Raw genomic sequence first — 15,196 nt, 5'->3', positions numbered from 1 at the left:
ATGCCCGCGAAGGGTAAGCACCGACGTCCCAAGACCCCGCGTTTTTCCCGCTCCATCGCCGTCGCCGGAACCGGTGGCGCCGCGCTGGCCCTCCCGCTCATCGGGGCCACCGGAGCGCACGCCGCCACCCCGGCGCCATCCGTGGCCGGAAAGGCCGTGCAGGCCCTGCCGGCCACGGTGAAGAAGGCCGCCACGCAGCCGGAGTCGACGGTGCGCACCTACACGGTGAAGTCCGGCGACTGCCTCGCGGCGATCGCGGACCAGCAGCACGTCAGCGGCGGCTGGCACCAGCTCTACGAGGACAACCGGCAGGCCATCGGTGCCGACCCGGCGCTGATCCACCCGGGCCTCGAGCTCACGCTCGGCAAGAAGGCCGCGCAGACCGGCACCGAGCCTGCCGCCCCGCAGCGCTCCGCGGTCACGACGCAGTCCTCGGCCGCCTCGAAGCCCACCCAGGCGCAGGCGGCCCCGGCCGAGTGGTCCGGCTCCACCGCGTCGACCACCACCGCCACCGGCTTCACCCTCCCGGTGGCCGGCGCGACCGTCGGCACCGGCTACCACGTGGCCGGCAGCATGTGGTCCAGCGGCTACCACACCGGCGTCGACTTCGTCGTCCCGACCGGCACCTCCCTCAAGGCCGTCGGCGCGGGCACGGTCGTCTCGGCGGGCTGGGGCGGTGCCTACGGCAACCAGGTCGTCATCAAGCTCGACGACGGCTACTACGCCCAGTACGCCCACCTCTCGCAGCTCTCCGTCTCGGCCGGCCAGACCGTGACCGCGGGCCGGCAGATCGGCCTGTCCGGCGCCACCGGCAACGTGACCGGCCCGCACCTGCACTTCGAGATCCGCACCACGCCCAACTACGGCTCCGACATCGACCCGCTCGGCTACCTCCGCCAGCACGGCGTCCCCGTCGGCTGAGCAACCGCCTCGCCCGAAGCCCCCTGCCTGACACGCCTCCGAAGGCCGGACCCACGATCCCCGGGTCCGGCCTTCGGTGTGTCCGCATGACGATCACACCTCAACGTGCCCGACCGCATGCCTATTCCTGGCTTGGCAAACTATTTAAGGGTGTCTCATCTCACCGTTCGTCAACCCCCGCCTACGGTCGCGTAAGTCACATCCGAAGGTGAATCATGGTCCGACGTGGCAGACGATTCGAAGAATGACAACAGATCAGTGATCGGGTCGTACGTGGCGGTGGGGGACAGCTTCACCGAGGGCGTCGGCGACCCCGGTCCCGACGGGGCGTTCGTGGGCTGGGCGGACCGGTTCGCGGTACTCCTCGCCGACCGGCGTCCCGAGGGCGACTTCCAGTACACCAACCTCGCCGTGCGCGGGAAGCTGCTGGACCAGATCGTGGCGGACCAACTCCCGAAGGCCGTCGAACTGGCCCCGGACCTCGTCTCCTTCTGTGCGGGCGGCAACGACATCATCCGCCCCGGCACCGATCCGGACGAGGTGGCCGAGCGGTTCGAGCGTGCCGTGGCCAGGTTGACCGAGGTCGCGGGCACGGTGATGGTGACGACCGGCTTCGACACCCGGGGCGTGCCCGTGCTCAAGCACCTGCGCGGCAAGATCGCCACGTACAACGGGCACGTCCGCGCCATCGCCGACCGGTACGGCTGCCCCGTGCTGGACCTGTGGTCCCTCAAGTCCGTGCAGGACCGCCGGGCCTGGGACAACGACCGGCTCCACCTCTCGCCCGAGGGGCACACGCGCGTGGCGCTGCGCGCCGGACAGGTCCTCGGGCTCGAGATCCCGGCCGACCCGGAGCAGCCGTGGCCGCCGCTGCCGCCCCGGGGCACCCTTGAGGTCCGCCGCGACGACGTCCAGTGGGCCCGCGAGTACCTCGTCCCGTGGATCGGCCGACGGCTGCGTGGCGAGTCGTCCGGTGACCATGTGACGGCGAAGGGCACCCTGTCGCCGGACGACATCAAGATGCGCATCGCCTCCGTGGCCTGACGCCCCGCCCCTGCCCCGGACCGCCCAAACCGCGGCCCGGGGCACGGCCACATCCGCCCCCCCGAGCCACAGGCCGTGTCCGACCGGCGTTCCGTCACTCGGAGCCGGGGCCGTGTCCGGTGGCGTTCGAGGTCACGTCCCGCTCCCTGCCACGGCCGTGTCCGGCCCCCCTCCGAGCCACAGGCCGTGTCCGACCGGCGTTCCGTCACTCGGAGCCGGGGCCGTGTCCGGCGGCGTTCGAGGCCACGTCCCGCTCCCTGCCACGGCCGTGTCCGGTCGGTGCCCCGAGCCACGGCTCAGTCGGTCGGCGGGGCGGCCGCGTGGTACCGGGTGCGATCACGCCCACCCGTGCGGGGCACTCACCCCTCTCGCCCGGTCAACGCCTTCCGGTCCAGGCCCAGTTCGCGTGCGAGGGCCTCGTCGACCCACTCCTGTGCCCGGGACCGCGGCACGGCGCCCGAATAGGACGTCAGCTGTACGGCGAGCCCGTCCAGCAGCGCGGTCAGTCGCAGCGCGGTACCGGCCGGGTCGGCGCACGCGAACTCGCCCCCGGCCACGCCTTCGGCGATGACCTCGGCGATCGCGGCCTTCCACTGCTTGTCCAGGTCCCGGGTGACCTTCCGCAGGGCGGGCTCGCGCAGGGCCACGGCCCAGCCCTCGATCCACAGCCGCCAGCCCTTGGCCTGGCCGGTGGGCGCGTACCAGCGCACCGCCGCCCGTAGCCGGCGCAGCGCGGACGTCCGGCGCCCCAGCAGCTTGCGCAGACGGGCGAGATCGTCCTCGGCCGCGTACGTGAACGCGGCGGCGACCAGCTTCTCCTTGGTCGAGAAGTGGTACAGCACCAGCGCGTTGCTCACACCGAGCGCCGCGGCCACGTCGGCGATCCTGACCGCCGCCACGCCCCGCGCCTCGATCTGCTCGATGGCGGCCCGCAGTAGCTCCTCGCGCCGCTCGGCCACGCTCAACCGCACTCTCGCCACGCGGTCACCCTACACAGCCGCCCGGACACGCGCCGACGGCCTCTTCCGTCCGGCCGGCGCCCCCTTCACCGGCCGACAATCCCCGTGCCGGGATGCGCGCAAGCATCGACGTCGGCGACGGAAGCGGGGTCCCGGAGCGCGTCAGGGGGAGGCTTGCCCCGGGCCCGTCACCGGTACCACCCGAAGCGTTCCGCGATCACCGGCAGCCGGTCGGTCACCAGAGCGTGGGCGGCCGCGCGCGGGGTCGTACCGTCGGCCTCCGCGCGGTCGAGCATCAGGTCGACCAGGGCGCGCATCGAGCGCCGGATGTACGCGAACGCCTCCTCGGCGTCCGCCCCGATGTCGCCGAACAGGGTCCACCACCACCAGGCGTTGGTCCCGGAGTTGACCACCACGTCCGGCAGCACCGTCACCCCGCGCGCGGCCAGCAGCGCCTCCGCCTCGGGCAGCACGGGCATGTTCGCGGCCTCGACGATCCAGCGGGCGCCGATCGCCTCCTGATCGGTGGTGTCGATCGCGTACGACACGGCCGCCGGCACCAGCACCTCCGCCTCGGCGGACAGCCAGGCCTCGCCGGGCAGTTCGCGGTCGCCGCGGCGCAGCACGCGCCGGTCGACGGTGCCGTAGGCGTCCCGCGCGGCCAGCAGCGCCTCGACGTCGAGGCCCGCCGGGTTGGCGATCGTGCCCTTGATGTCGGCGACCGCCACCACGGTCAGCCCCGCGCGGACGAGGAAGCGTGCGGTGGCGCCGCCCATCGTGCCGAGGCCCTGCACGGCGACCCGGGTGCCCGTGTACGGCACCGACGCCCGGTCCAGGGCCGCGAGCACCGACTCCGCGACGCCGCAGCCGCCGGCCAGCTCGTCCAGGCCGACGCCGTCCACCTCGACCGCGAAGGCGTCGGCGAGCCGCTTGCGGGCCGCCGTCTCGTCGTCCAGCAGTGGGTACACCGCCTGGACGGAGGAGACCAGCCCCGCCTCGGCGGCGGCGCGGTCCACCAGGTCCTGGGTCAGGCCCAGGTCCTCGCCGGTGGCCCAGAAGCTCTCGATGTACGGCCGCATGGCACGCAGGTAGCGCACCAGCAGCCCGTACGCCTCCGGTGCCCGCGGATCGCAGTCGAGGCCGCCCTTGGCGCCGCCGAGCGGGACGTAGCGGCCCTCGGGGTTGTAGTGCAGGGCCTCCTTCATCGTCATGCCGCGGGCGAGCCCCGCCACCTCCTCCAGCGTGCAGCCGGGACGCATCCGCAGCCCGCCGCTGGCCACGCCCCGCACCAGCCGGTCCACGACCAGGAAACCCTGGCGGCCGGTGACATGGTCCGTCCAGACGAGCGACATCAGGGGAGCGGGGGCGGTCATGGGGCCTCCAAGGGGTGGCCGGGGGTGATCGGCGGAGCGGGCCGGAATGCGGCACTACTGAACCGCGAGTCAGTATTCGGAGTCGCTTCCCGGCCTGTCAACGTGCTGAACGGACATTCAGTAGCGCCCGCCGGGACCGGTGGGCGGCCCCGTGCTGTCGGAGGCGCCGACCATAATGGAGACCCTCAGCCCCTTTCCCTGGAGGTACCGTGACAGGTTTGCGTTCCTTGAGCTCCGGGCTCCGCGGCGTGCGGCCCGCGGCCTTCGGCGCGGACCCGGGCGGTGAGCGCCTGGCGCGAATCCGACGCTCTCCGCACTTCAAGGACGGTGTCTTCCAGAACCCCGGCGGAGTCGCGCGCACCCGGCCCTCCGGCTCGGCGCTGGACTTCGCGAAGGTGTTCTTCGACAAGGACACCCGGCCGTTGCGCGCCCCGAAGGGCACCGTCCCGGTGCACCCCACGACCTTCGCCGACCTGGCCAAGCCGCCCGCCACAGGGCTGCGGCTGACCTGGATGGGCCACTCCAGTGTGCTCGCGGAGATCGACGGCCACCGGGTCCTGTTCGACCCCGTCTGGGGTGAGCGCTGCTCCCCGTTCCCCTTCGCCGGACCGAAGCGGCTGCACCCGGTGCCGCTGCCGCTGTCCGCGCTCGGCGAGGTCGACGTGGTCGTGATCTCGCACGACCACTACGACCACCTGGACCTGCCCAGCATCAAGGCGCTGGCCGGCACGGACACCGTGTTCGCCGTGCCGCTCGGTGTGGGCGCCCATCTCGAGCACTGGGGCGTCTCCCCGGACCGGCTGCGCGAACTGGACTGGCACGAGTCCACCAAGGTCGGCGGACTCACCCTCACGGCCACCCCCGCCCGCCACTTCTGCGGCCGCGGACTGCGCAACACCCAGCACACCCTCTGGGCGTCCTGGGCCGTCGCCGGCGAGGAGCACCGGATCTACCACAGCGGCGACACCGGCTACTTCGGGGGCTTCGCGGAGATCGGCGCCGAGCACGGCCCGTTCGACGCCACGATGATCCAGATCGGGGCGTACAGCGAGTTCTGGCCCGACATCCACATGACTCCGGAGGAAGGCCTGCGCGCCCACCTCGACCTGCAGGGCGGAGCACCGCACGGCGCGCTGCTGCCGATCCACTGGGGCACCTTCAACCTCGCCCCGCACGCCTGGGCCGAGCCGGGGGAGTGGACGAAGGAGGAGGCGGAGGAGGTCGGCCAGGCCGTGGCCCTGCCCCGGCCCGGGGAGCCCTTCGAGCCGGCGGGCAAGCTCCCGGCCGAGGCGTGGTGGCGAGGTGTGTCGGGGGAGGTCCGGCGGACCTGGCGTTCCGTCGGGGCGTTCGTCGCGGAGCCCCCCAAGCGCGGCTGACGTGTCGGCTCCGGCCACCGAGCCGGGGCCAAAACCCGCACTCTGCGTGACGTCAGGGTGCGGGGCGGGGATACCGACGTGGGCGGTCCGGCGCGCTGTGCGGACGGACAACCGTCGGAAAACGGGCGGGCGGTGAGGGTCGGGCGCATGCCGGTCCACCGCCCGCCGTCTTCTTTTTGTGATCGGTTTTGACCAGGTCTTATCGGTCTCTTTCGGGTCGACTGAGAGTCTTCGGCCGGGTCATCGGTCTTTCGTACGAGGCTTCATACCAGAGCGGGACGCTCCCCGGGGGAGTTTGTCAACTGCCCACCGCACATGATGCTGAGGCAACTACTGTGAGTGTCCGTCGGGCGACGCGCGGCCGGGTGCCCCGGTCCCGCCGACCGGCACCGCGATGACGCATGCCCGTAACGCGCACGCGTGAGGGAACAGGCCCGACGGACCAGTACGAGGACGCAGATGTCTCACCTCCGAGCACCGGCCACCCGTGCCGACCGCCGCGAGGGCGGCCGGCACGGGCGACCGGTCGCCCGACCCGCTCCCGCACTGCCCGAACCGCACATACGGCCCCAGCTCATGCGGCTCGCGGTACTGCCACCGCTCGCGGTCGCACTCAGCGCCACCGCCGCCGTGCTGTTCAGCATCCGCTCCACCGGAGCGCGCACCGGACCCATCCTGTGGGCCGTGCTCGCCGGAGCGGCCACCGTGGCCGTCGCGGGCATCCTGATCGCCGCCGTGGCCGCCGACCGCGCCGCCCGCTCCGTCGCCGACCGGGTCGACGCGCTGCGCCGCACCGCCGCGCGCGGCGAGGCCGACCTGCACGCCCTGGTCGACGCGCTGCGCCAAGGGGAGACCCCGCCGCAGCGCCATGCGCACCGCCGGCCGTCCGAGGACGCCGACGACTTAGAACTGCTCGCCGCCGATCTGGCCCGCGCGCACGACGGCGCCGTCAGCGCCGTCGTGCGGGCCGCCCAGCTCTCCAGCCACGCGGGCAGCGAGCAGAAACTCGAGGTCTTCGTCAACCTCGCACGCCGGCTGCAGTCCCTCGTGCACCGGGAGATCTCCATCCTCGACGACCTCGAGAACGAGATCGAGGACCCCGACCTGCTCAAGGGCCTGTTCCACGTCGACCACCTGGCCACCCGCATCCGGCGGCACGCCGAGAACCTCGCCGTGCTCGGCGGCGCCGTCTCCCGGCGCCAGTGGAGCAACCCGGTGAACATGACCGAGGTGCTGCGCTCCGCCATCGCCGAGGTCGAGCAGTACTCCCGGGTGAAGCTGGTGCCGCCGATCGACGGCGAACTGCGCGGCCACGCCGTCGCCGACGTCATCCATCTGCTCGCCGAACTCGTCGAGAACGCCACGGTGTTCTCCGCCCCGCAGACCCAGGTGCTGCTCCGCGCCAACCTCGTCACCTCCGGGCTCGCCGTGGAGGTCGAGGACCGCGGACTCGGCATGCCCGTCGCCGAGCAGCACCGGATGAACGCCCTGCTCGCCGACCCCGACCAGGTCAACGTCGCCAGCCTGCTGGCCGACGGCCGCATCGGCCTCTACGTCGTCTCCCAGCTCGGTCGCCGGCACGGCATCACCGTGCGGCTGCAGACCAACATCTACGGCGGCGTGCAGGCCGTGATCGTCGTCCCCCAGGCGTTGTTGGGAACGGCGCCCGGGGTAGCCGGGACCATCGTCGCGCCGCGGGATCCGGCGGACACCGGATCGGCGCCGCAGGTGCGGCAGGTACCGGTGCCCGTACCGCCGCCCGCACAGATCCCGGCGGCACGGAGGGCGACCGATGCCCCTGCCCACGCCGGGCGCGGGACCGGATCCACCGCCGGGCCCGGTGCCGGGTATGCGGCCGCGCCCACGGTCGGGCCCGACGCGGGGGGCGGGTCCGGGGCCGGACCGGCCCCGGGTACCGGCCGGCGGCGGCACGCCCAGCGCGGGTCCGGGCGGCGGGGTGCCGAGAGCGGATCCGGGCAGCGCAATGCCGAGACCAGGGCTGCCCGGCGCCCTGCCGAGAGCGGCGAGAACGGGCGCAACGGAACTGGTCCCGCCCCCCTCCCGGTGCGGGGTGCCCAGGGCGCGCGGCCGACCCCGGCCGAGGCCGTGCCCGGCATCAGCGCCGAGGACCGGCCGGTCGTGGAGGCGCACGCCGGTATGCCGCCCACCCCGCGCGGCGGCACCGTGCGCGGGACCATGGACAAGCCCCGACTGCCCCGCCGCCGCGCCCAGGAGCACATCGTGCCCCAGTTGCGCGGCGGCCCGGCACCCCGCCAGGACAGCGACACCGTCGCGGAGCACGACCCGGGGCTGATGGCAGCATTCCAACGCGGGATCGGACTCGCCGAGGCACAGCAGCACATGGAGTCGGCGGCCGTCGAAGCGCCGAGCGGGGAGTCGGCGTATCTGGAGCCGCACCACATGGACTCCGCTTACATGAACCCCGCCCCTATGCCGTCCGCCCACACGACCGCGACACCCACGGCCCCCGCCCACACGGATGCCGCTCACATGGACATCGCCCACACGGATGCCGCCCACATGAACGTCGCCCACACGGATGCCGCTCACATGACGGGTGTCCATCTTCACCCGGCGCTACCCGAGTCCATCGAACCCACGCGTGCCCGGCCCGCACACGCAGGCCATGACCACAAGGTCCCGGACCGCATGCACGGGGACCGCGTACACGGGGACCACCCGTCCGACCACACGCCCCCGGACCGCATGGGCGCGAACCACCCGGCCCCGGACCACACAGTCCCGGACCACACAGCCCCAACCCCCATACACCAGGCGCGCCCCCACGCGCCCCTGACCGACGGCACCCGTGGCACCGGCCGGACCGACGGGAGCGCACCGGCCGGCTGACCGCACCTCCCGTACGCACCCCACACCCGCACACCCCCATCCAGCGCTCCCGCAGACCTTCGTACCCCAAGGAGTCGATCCACCATGGCGAGCGATGCGCCGACCGCCCACGCATCCGACCTCGACTGGCTGCTGAGCGGCCTCGTGCAGCGCGTACCGCACACCAGCAGCGCGGTGCTCCTGTCCTGCGACGGACTGGTGAAGTCCGTCCACGGTCTCGACCCCGACAGCGCCGACCACATGGCGGCCCTGGCCTCGGGGCTGTACTCGCTCGGCCGCAGCGCGGGCGTCCGGTTCGGCGACGGCGGCGACGTCCGCCAGGTCGTCGTCGAACTCGACTCGACCCTGCTGTTCGTCACCACCGCCGGTTCCGGCACCTGCCTGGCGGTGCTGGCCGGCCGCGAGGCCGACGCGGCCGTGCTCGGCTACGAGATGGCGATGCTGGTCAAGAGTGTCCGCCCCTACCTGGTGACCGCGCCCCGGCAGCACGCCGTCGAACCCACGGCGACGAGGCCTTGAGCGTGGCCGCAGCCGGCGACGGGCCCTGGCTGGACGACGCGGCCGGACGCCTGGTGCGCCCGTTCACGGTCAGCAACGGCCGTACCGAGCCGAGCGTCGCCCTCGACCTGATGTCGCAGGTGATGGCCACCGGGGTGACCCCGCTCGGCTACCTCGGACCCGAGCACGCCCAGGCACTCGACCTGTGCCGCGCCCCCGTCTCGGTCGCCGAGGTCGCCGCTCAGCTGACACTGCCCGCAGTGGTCACCAAGGTGCTCCTCTCGGACCTGGTCGACTGCGGTGCGCTGACCACCAAGCCGCCCGCCTTCCACCACACTCCTACTGACCGGTCTCTGCTGGAGGCAGTGCTCGATGGACTACGACGACAGCTCTGACCCGTTCCCCACCGCCCTCAAGATCCTGGTGGCGGGCGGTTTCGGGGTCGGCAAGACGACCTTCGTGGGCGCGGTCAGCGAGATCGCGCCGCTCAGCACGGAGGAGCTGCTCACCACGGTCAGCGTCGCCACGGACAGCCTCGAAGGCATCGAGAACAAGATGGAGACGACGGTCGCCATGGACTTCGGCCGGATCACCCTCGATCCGGAGCATGTGCTGTACCTCTTCGGCACACCGGGGCAGGAGCGGTTCTGGTTCATGTGGGACGAGCTGTCCGAGGGCGCGCTCGGCGCGGTGATCCTCGCCGACACCCGCCGGCTGGAGGACTGCTTCGCCGCCGTGGACTTCTTCGAGGAACGCGGGCTCGCCTTCATCATCGCCGTCAACGAGTTCGACGGCGCCCACCGCTACGACCCCGAGGAGATCCGGGCCGCCATCGACCTCGACCCGGAGGTCCCGGTCGTCCGCTGCGACGCCCGGATCTCCAGCTCCGGCGTCCAGACCCTGCTCACCCTCGTTCGCCATCTCCTGGCCCACACCCCGGAGCCCGCGCCCACCCGTGGCGCCCACATGTGATTCCGCCCTACCGCCCACGGAGCCCATCTATGAGGTACGCCCACAGCGACGGAGCCCGGTCATGAGCTACGAGCCGCCCCGACCGGTCCGGGGTCTGCTGCTCACCCCCGAGGACAAAGAGGCCCCCGCCCGCGTCCACCGGCTGCGCCGACTCGGCCTGGCGGACCGGCCCGACCCCGGGCTCGACGCCTTCGCCGGGCACCTCGCCCAGCTCACCGGGGCGCCGTACGCCATGGTCAACTTCATCGGCGAGGACCACCAGTTCTTCGCGGGCCTGAGCGCCCCCGCCCTCGCCCCGTTCGTCCGCGAGGACGGCAGCCGAGCCGAGCTGGGCCGGGTTCTGGCGCGCGACCACGGGTTCTGCCCCCATGTGGTGGTCCGCCGCAAGGCGCTGGTCCTGGAGGACGTCCGCGACTACCCCCGGTTCGCCGGCAATCCGGTCGTCGACGAGTACGGCATCCGGTCCTATCTCGGCGCCCCGCTCATCGACAGCTCCGGTATGGCGCTCGGCACCGTGTGCGCCGCCGACACAGAGCCCCGCGCCTGGGGGAAGGCGGGCCTGGAGACCATCAAGGCGCTCGCCGCCGATCTCGTCGTACGCCTCGAACGGAGCACGGACGACGGCCTGCCCCTGTGACGCGACGGGCATCCCGGGGGGCGTCACGAGGGGTATGAAGGAAAGCTGAGGCGGCGGTTAAGAAAAGCTCGATGGACCCCGGCCCGCGCATACGGCAGATTGCAGGGTGATTCCACCCCTCTGACCCGGTGCGGGCTCCTTCGGCATGCCCTCGTCCGGGACCTCACCCACAGGAGCCGTAGCGTTGAAGGCGCTGGTCAAGGAGAAGGCGGAGCCAGGGCTCTGGCTGACGGACGTCCCGGAGCCCGCCATCGGTCCCGGTGACGTGCTGATCAAGGTCATGCGGACCGGTATCTGCGGCACCGACCTGCACATCCGGGCCTGGGACGGCTGGGCGCAGCAGGCGATCCGCACCCCGCTCGTGGTCGGGCATGAGTTCGTCGGGCAGGTCGTCGAGATCGGGCGCGACGTGAGCGACATCCGCATCGGCGACCGGGTCAGCGGCGAGGGGCACCTGGTGTGCGGAAAGTGCCGCAACTGCCTGGCCGGCCGCCGCCATCTGTGCCGGGCCACCGTCGGCCTCGGTGTCGGCCGCGACGGAGCCTTCGCCGAGTACGTGGCCCTGCCCGCGTCCAACGTGTGGGTGCACCGCGTCCCCGTCGACCTCGACATCGCGGCGATCTTCGATCCGTTCGGCAACGCCGTGCACACCGCGCTGTCCTTCCCGCTGGTCGGCGAGGACGTCCTGATCACCGGCGCCGGGCCGATCGGCCTGATGGCCGCCGCGGTGGCCCGGCACGCGGGCGCCCGCCACGTCGTCATCACCGACGTCAGCGAGGAGCGCCTGGAGCTGGCCCGCAAGATCGGAGTGAGCCTCGCCCTGAACGTCGCCGAGTCCACGATCGCCGACGGCCAGCGGGAACTGGAGCTGCGCGAGGGCTTCGACATCGGCCTGGAGATGTCCGGCCGCCCCGAGGCCGTCCGGGACATGATCGCCAACATGACGCACGGCGGCCGGATCGCGATGCTCGGCCTGCCCGCGCAGGAGTTCGCGGTCGACTGGTCCCGGATCGTCACCTCCATGATCACCATCAAGGGCATCTACGGCCGCGAGATGTTCGAGACGTGGTACGCGATGTCGGTGCTGCTGGAGGGCGGCCTGGACCTCGCCCCGGTGATCACCGGCCGGTACGGCTACCGGGACTTCGAAGCGGCCTTCGCCGACGCCGCCAGCGGCAAGGGCGGCAAGGTCATCCTCGACTGGACCGCGTAACCCCCTCACCCGCGAGCACCTTCAGGAGAGCACTCCCATGTTCGACACCGTCCGCGACGACCTGCGCGCCACCCTCGACGAGATCCGCGCCGCCGGCCTGCACAAGCCCGAGCGGGTCATCGACACCCCGCAGTCCGCGACCGTCCACGTCACCGCCGGCGGCCGCCCCGGCGAGGTCCTCAACTTCTGCGCCAACAACTACCTCGGCCTCGCCGACCACCCCGAGGTGATCGCCGCCGCCCACCAGGCCCTGGACCGCTGGGGCTACGGCATGGCCTCGGTGCGCTTCATCTGCGGCACCCAGGAGGTGCACAAGGAGCTGGAGGCCCGGCTGTCGGCGTTCCTCGGCCAGGAGGACACGATCCTGTACTCCTCCTGCTTCGACGCCAACGGCGGTGTCTTCGAGACCCTGCTCGGCGAGGAGGACGCGGTGATCTCCGACGCCCTCAACCACGCCTCCATCATCGACGGCATCCGCCTGTCCAAGGCCCGCCGCTTCCGCTACGCCAACCGCGACCTCGCGGACCTGGAGGCCAAGCTCAAGGAGGCGACCGGGTCCGGCGCGCGGCGCAAGCTCGTCGTCACCGACGGCGTCTTCTCCATGGACGGCTACGTGGCCCCGCTGCGCGAGATCTGCGACCTCGCCGACCGCTACGACGCCATGGTGATGGTCGACGACTCGCACGCCGTCGGCTTCGTCGGCCCCACCGGCCGCGGCACGCCCGAACTGCACGGCGTCATGGACCGCGTCGACATCATCACCGGCACCCTCGGCAAGGCCCTCGGCGGCGCCTCCGGCGGCTATGTCGCCGCCCGCGCCGAGATCGTCGCCCTGCTGCGCCAGCGCTCCCGCCCGTACCTGTTCTCCAACACCCTCGCCCCGGTGATCGCCGCCGCCTCCCTCAAGGTCCTCGACCTGCTGGAGTCCGCCGACGACCTGCGCGTCCGGCTCGCCGAGAACACCGCGCTCTTCCGCCGCCGGATGACCGAGGAGGGCTTCGACGTCCTCCCCGGTGACCACGCCATCGCGCCCGTCATGATCGGCGACGCGGCGAAGGCGGCCCGGATGGCCGAACTGCTCCTGGAGCGCGGGGTGTACGTGATCGGCTTCTCCTACCCGGTCGTCCCGCAGGACCAGGCCCGGATCCGCGTCCAGCTGTCCGCCGCGCACTCCACGCAGGACGTCGACCGCGCGGTCGACGCGTTCATCGCGGCGCGCGCCGAGCTGGAGGCCTGATCAGGGCTGACGCCCTGGGATAATCGAAACATGATCGAGGCACGGCGGCTCCACATCCTCCGTGCGGTGGCCGACCACCGCACGGTCACCGCGGCAGCCGCCGCGCTGTACCTCACCCCCTCGGCCGTCTCCCAGCAGCTGACGGCCCTGGAGCAGGAGACCGGCCACCGCCTGGTCGAGCGCGGCGCCAAGGGCGTACGGCTGACCCCGGCCGGTGAGATCCTGCTCAGCCACACCAACGCGGTCCTCGCCCAGCTGGAGCGGGCCGAGGCGGAGCTGGCCGCCTACGGCTCGGGCGAGGCGGGCACGGTCACCGTGGCCGCCTTCGCGACCGGCATCGCCCAGGTCGTGGCCCCGGCCGTGGGCCGCCTCTCGGACCGCGCACCCGGCATACGCATCCGCGTCCAGGACGCGGAGGGCGACGCGAGCCTGCCGATGGTGCTGGACCGGCAGGTGGACGTGGCCGTCGCGGTCGAGTACCGGGGCGCCCCGTCGGCCGACGACCCCCGGCTCACCCACGTGCCGCTGTACGCCGAGCCGTTCGACGCCGTCGTGCCGGTCGGGCACCGCCTCGCGGACTCCGCCGAGGTGCCCCTCGCCGAACTGGCCAAGGACACGTGGATCGGCCCGTACCCGGGCAACCCCTGCCACGACGTGGTCGTCCTGGCCTGTGAGAGCGCCGGCTTCCAGCCCCGCCTGGAGCACTCCTCCGACGACTTCCGGGCCGTTGTCGCCCTCGCCTCGGCCGACGCCGGCGTGGCCCTCGTACCGCGCTCCGCGCTGCGCGGCATGGACCTCACCGGCGTGGTCGTACGCCCCGTCGACGGCGTGGCCCCGACCCGCCGGGTCTTCGCCGCCGTGCGCCGGGGAGCCGAGGGACACCCGCTGATCCGGCCGGTGCTGGAGGCGCTGCAGGACGCGGCGCAGGCGTGAGCCTTCCGTAACCCCCTCGTCTCATGTCCGGGATAGCGTCCCGGATATGAGAGACGAGGACCCCATCGACACCCGGCTCGGCGCCCGCCTCGCCGAACTCCGGTCCCGACACGGCTGGTCCCTGGACGCGTTGGCGGAACGCAGCGGGGTGAGCAGATCGACCCTGTCCCGGGCCGAGCGGGCCGAGATCAGCGCCACCGCCGCACTCCTCAACCGCCTCTGCCACGTCTACGGACGCACCATGTCCCAGCTGCTCAGCGAGGTCGAGGCCGAGCCGGCCCCACTGGTCCGGGCGGCGGAGCAGCAGGTCTGGGAGGACCGCGCCTCCGGTTTCGTGCGCCGGTCCGTGTCCCCGCCACACGCCGGGCTGCGCGGCGAACTGGTCGAGGGCCGGCTCGCCCCGGGCGCCGACATCGCCTACGACCGCCCGCCCGTGCCCGGCCTGGAACAGCATCTGTGGGTCCTCGACGGCACGCTCGAGGTGACCGTCGCGGACCTGGGCCACGCCCTCGACGCGGGCGACTGCCTGCGGATGCGCGTCTTCGGCCCCACGCGGTTCCGCTGCACCGGACCGGGCGAGGCGCGCTATGCGCTGGCGGTGGTACGGCCATGAGGGTGCTGCGCTGGAACGACACCGAAGTACGCCACCACGTGGAGGAGTTGGCCGACCTGCTGACCGACACGGTGGCCGGGGGCGCCTCGGTCGGCTTCCTGGCACCGCTCGGGCGGGCGGAGGCCGCCGCCTGGTGGCACGAGCGGGCGGACGCCGTGGCGGCCGGGCGGCTGACGGTGTGGGTGGCCGTGGACGACACCGGCCGGGTGGCGGGCACGGTGAGTCTGGCGCTGCCCGACAAGCCCAACAGCCGCCACCGCGCCGAACTCGTGAAGCTGATGGTGCACCGCTGCGCGCGCGGGCGGGGCCTCGGCCGCCGGCTCCTGACCACCGCCGAGCACGCGGCCGTGTCCGCCGGCATCACCCTCCTCCACCTCGACACCGAGACCGGCAGCCCCGCCGAGCACCTGTACCGCTCGGCCGGCTGGACCCGGGCCGGCACCATCCCCGACTACGCCCTCGACCCCGCGGGCGAGTTGCGCCCCACGACCCTGTACTTCAAGCGGCCGGCCGCTCGGCAGGGGTGACTGTCAGTGGCACGGGCTAGCG

At 72.8% G+C, this 15,196-nt stretch carries 14 protein-coding genes and 1 pseudogene; 13 read left to right on the top strand and 2 right to left on the bottom strand.

Annotated elements, in window-relative coordinates:
• Positions 1-921 carry a peptidoglycan DD-metalloendopeptidase family protein gene (locus tag ACGFRF_RS35835; protein ID WP_393747287.1) on the top strand — a complete coding sequence of 307 codons (921 nt, stop codon included), beginning with the start codon at positions 1-3 and terminating at the stop codon, positions 919-921.
• Between the two features lie 258 nt (positions 922-1,179).
• Positions 1,180-1,965 carry an SGNH/GDSL hydrolase family protein gene (locus ACGFRF_RS35830; protein ID WP_393747331.1) on the top strand — a complete coding sequence of 262 codons (786 nt, stop codon included), beginning with the start codon at positions 1,180-1,182 and terminating at the stop codon, positions 1,963-1,965.
• Positions 1,966-2,324: 359 nt separating this feature from the next.
• On the opposite strand, the gene ACGFRF_RS35825 is transcribed toward ACGFRF_RS35830, so the two are convergent.
• On the bottom strand, positions 2,325-2,945 hold the full coding sequence (locus ACGFRF_RS35825; RefSeq protein ID WP_393747285.1) for a TetR/AcrR family transcriptional regulator: 621 nt from the start codon (positions 2,943-2,945) through the stop codon (positions 2,325-2,327).
• A 167-nt stretch (positions 2,946-3,112) separates the two neighbouring features.
• Complete coding sequence (locus ACGFRF_RS35820; protein ID WP_393747283.1) at positions 3,113-4,297, bottom strand: Glu/Leu/Phe/Val dehydrogenase dimerization domain-containing protein; 1,185 nt, start codon at positions 4,295-4,297, stop codon at positions 3,113-3,115.
• Positions 4,298-4,506: 209 nt separating this feature from the next.
• Between ACGFRF_RS35820 and ACGFRF_RS35815 the strand changes: the two genes are divergently transcribed.
• The 11 genes and pseudogenes from ACGFRF_RS35815 (at position 4,507) to ACGFRF_RS35765 (ending at position 15,174) form a co-directional block, all read left to right on the top strand.
• Positions 4,507-5,673 carry an MBL fold metallo-hydrolase gene (locus ACGFRF_RS35815; protein WP_393747281.1) on the top strand — a complete coding sequence of 389 codons (1,167 nt, stop codon included), beginning with the start codon at positions 4,507-4,509 and terminating at the stop codon, positions 5,671-5,673.
• 459 nt (positions 5,674-6,132) lie between these two features.
• Positions 6,133-7,785: pseudogene (locus ACGFRF_RS35810) on the top strand (sensor histidine kinase); the annotation flags it as partial.
• 843 nt (positions 7,786-8,628) lie between these two features.
• On the top strand, positions 8,629-9,063 hold the full coding sequence (locus ACGFRF_RS35805; RefSeq protein ID WP_393747279.1) for a roadblock/LC7 domain-containing protein: 435 nt from the start codon (positions 8,629-8,631) through the stop codon (positions 9,061-9,063).
• Positions 9,064-9,065: 2 nt separating this feature from the next.
• Positions 9,066-9,437 carry a DUF742 domain-containing protein gene (locus ACGFRF_RS35800; protein WP_393747277.1) on the top strand — a complete coding sequence of 124 codons (372 nt, stop codon included), beginning with the start codon at positions 9,066-9,068 and terminating at the stop codon, positions 9,435-9,437.
• The gene (locus tag ACGFRF_RS35795; RefSeq protein WP_393747275.1) at positions 9,415-10,014 is read left to right on the top strand and encodes an ATP/GTP-binding protein; all 600 of its coding nucleotides are present in this window, start codon (positions 9,415-9,417) and stop codon (positions 10,012-10,014) included. The genes ACGFRF_RS35800 and ACGFRF_RS35795 overlap by 23 nt, the downstream gene beginning before the upstream one ends.
• A gap of 61 nt (positions 10,015-10,075) precedes the next feature.
• Positions 10,076-10,651, top strand: coding sequence for a GAF domain-containing protein (locus tag ACGFRF_RS35790; RefSeq protein WP_393747273.1), 576 nt, complete (start codon positions 10,076-10,078; stop codon positions 10,649-10,651).
• Between the two features lie 184 nt (positions 10,652-10,835).
• Positions 10,836-11,864 (top strand): L-threonine 3-dehydrogenase, encoded by a 1,029-nt coding sequence (tdh, locus tag ACGFRF_RS35785; RefSeq protein ID WP_393747271.1) that lies wholly within the window; start codon positions 10,836-10,838, stop codon positions 11,862-11,864.
• 37 nt (positions 11,865-11,901) lie between these two features.
• Entirely contained in the window at positions 11,902-13,101 is a 1,200-nt protein-coding gene (locus tag ACGFRF_RS35780) for a glycine C-acetyltransferase (protein WP_393747269.1), read from the top strand.
• Between the two features lie 30 nt (positions 13,102-13,131).
• Positions 13,132-14,034 carry a LysR substrate-binding domain-containing protein gene (locus tag ACGFRF_RS35775; RefSeq protein WP_393747267.1) on the top strand — a complete coding sequence of 301 codons (903 nt, stop codon included), beginning with the start codon at positions 13,132-13,134 and terminating at the stop codon, positions 14,032-14,034.
• Between the two features lie 46 nt (positions 14,035-14,080).
• Positions 14,081-14,647: a helix-turn-helix domain-containing protein gene (locus tag ACGFRF_RS35770; protein WP_393747265.1), complete on the top strand. Its 567-nt coding sequence runs from the start codon at positions 14,081-14,083 to the stop codon at positions 14,645-14,647.
• Entirely contained in the window at positions 14,644-15,174 is a 531-nt protein-coding gene (locus ACGFRF_RS35765; protein ID WP_393747263.1) for a GNAT family N-acetyltransferase, read from the top strand. Before ACGFRF_RS35770 ends, ACGFRF_RS35765 begins: the two co-directional genes overlap by 4 nt.
• Positions 15,175-15,196: the final 22 nt, after the last annotated feature.

The sequence above is a fragment of the Streptomyces sp. NPDC048521 genome (genome assembly GCF_043199855.1).
GTDB lineage: Bacteria > Actinomycetota > Actinomycetes > Streptomycetales > Streptomycetaceae > Streptomyces.
The sequence above is the reverse complement of the archived record's forward strand: the minus strand, read 5'-3'. Positions and strand labels throughout refer to the sequence as shown.

What these genes read in the sequence shown, in the direction of transcription:
- ACGFRF_RS35780 (WP_393747269.1), top strand. Translation starts at nt 11,902, where the DNA reads ATGTTCGACACCGTCCGCGACGACCTGCGCGCCACCCTCGACGAGATC.
- ACGFRF_RS35805 (WP_393747279.1), top strand. Translation starts at nt 8,629, where the DNA reads ATGGCGAGCGATGCGCCGACCGCCCACGCATCCGACCTCGACTGGCTG.
- ACGFRF_RS35820 (WP_393747283.1), bottom strand. Translation starts at nt 4,297, where the DNA reads ATGACCGCCCCCGCTCCCCTGATGTCGCTCGTCTGGACGGACCATGTC.
- ACGFRF_RS35775 (WP_393747267.1), top strand. Translation starts at nt 13,132, where the DNA reads ATGATCGAGGCACGGCGGCTCCACATCCTCCGTGCGGTGGCCGACCAC.
- ACGFRF_RS35790 (WP_393747273.1), top strand. Translation starts at nt 10,076, where the DNA reads ATGAGCTACGAGCCGCCCCGACCGGTCCGGGGTCTGCTGCTCACCCCC.
- ACGFRF_RS35835 (WP_393747287.1), top strand. Translation starts at nt 1, where the DNA reads ATGCCCGCGAAGGGTAAGCACCGACGTCCCAAGACCCCGCGTTTTTCC.
- ACGFRF_RS35795 (WP_393747275.1), top strand. Translation starts at nt 9,415, where the DNA reads ATGGACTACGACGACAGCTCTGACCCGTTCCCCACCGCCCTCAAGATC.
- ACGFRF_RS35765 (WP_393747263.1), top strand. Translation starts at nt 14,644, where the DNA reads ATGAGGGTGCTGCGCTGGAACGACACCGAAGTACGCCACCACGTGGAG.
- ACGFRF_RS35770 (WP_393747265.1), top strand. Translation starts at nt 14,081, where the DNA reads ATGAGAGACGAGGACCCCATCGACACCCGGCTCGGCGCCCGCCTCGCC.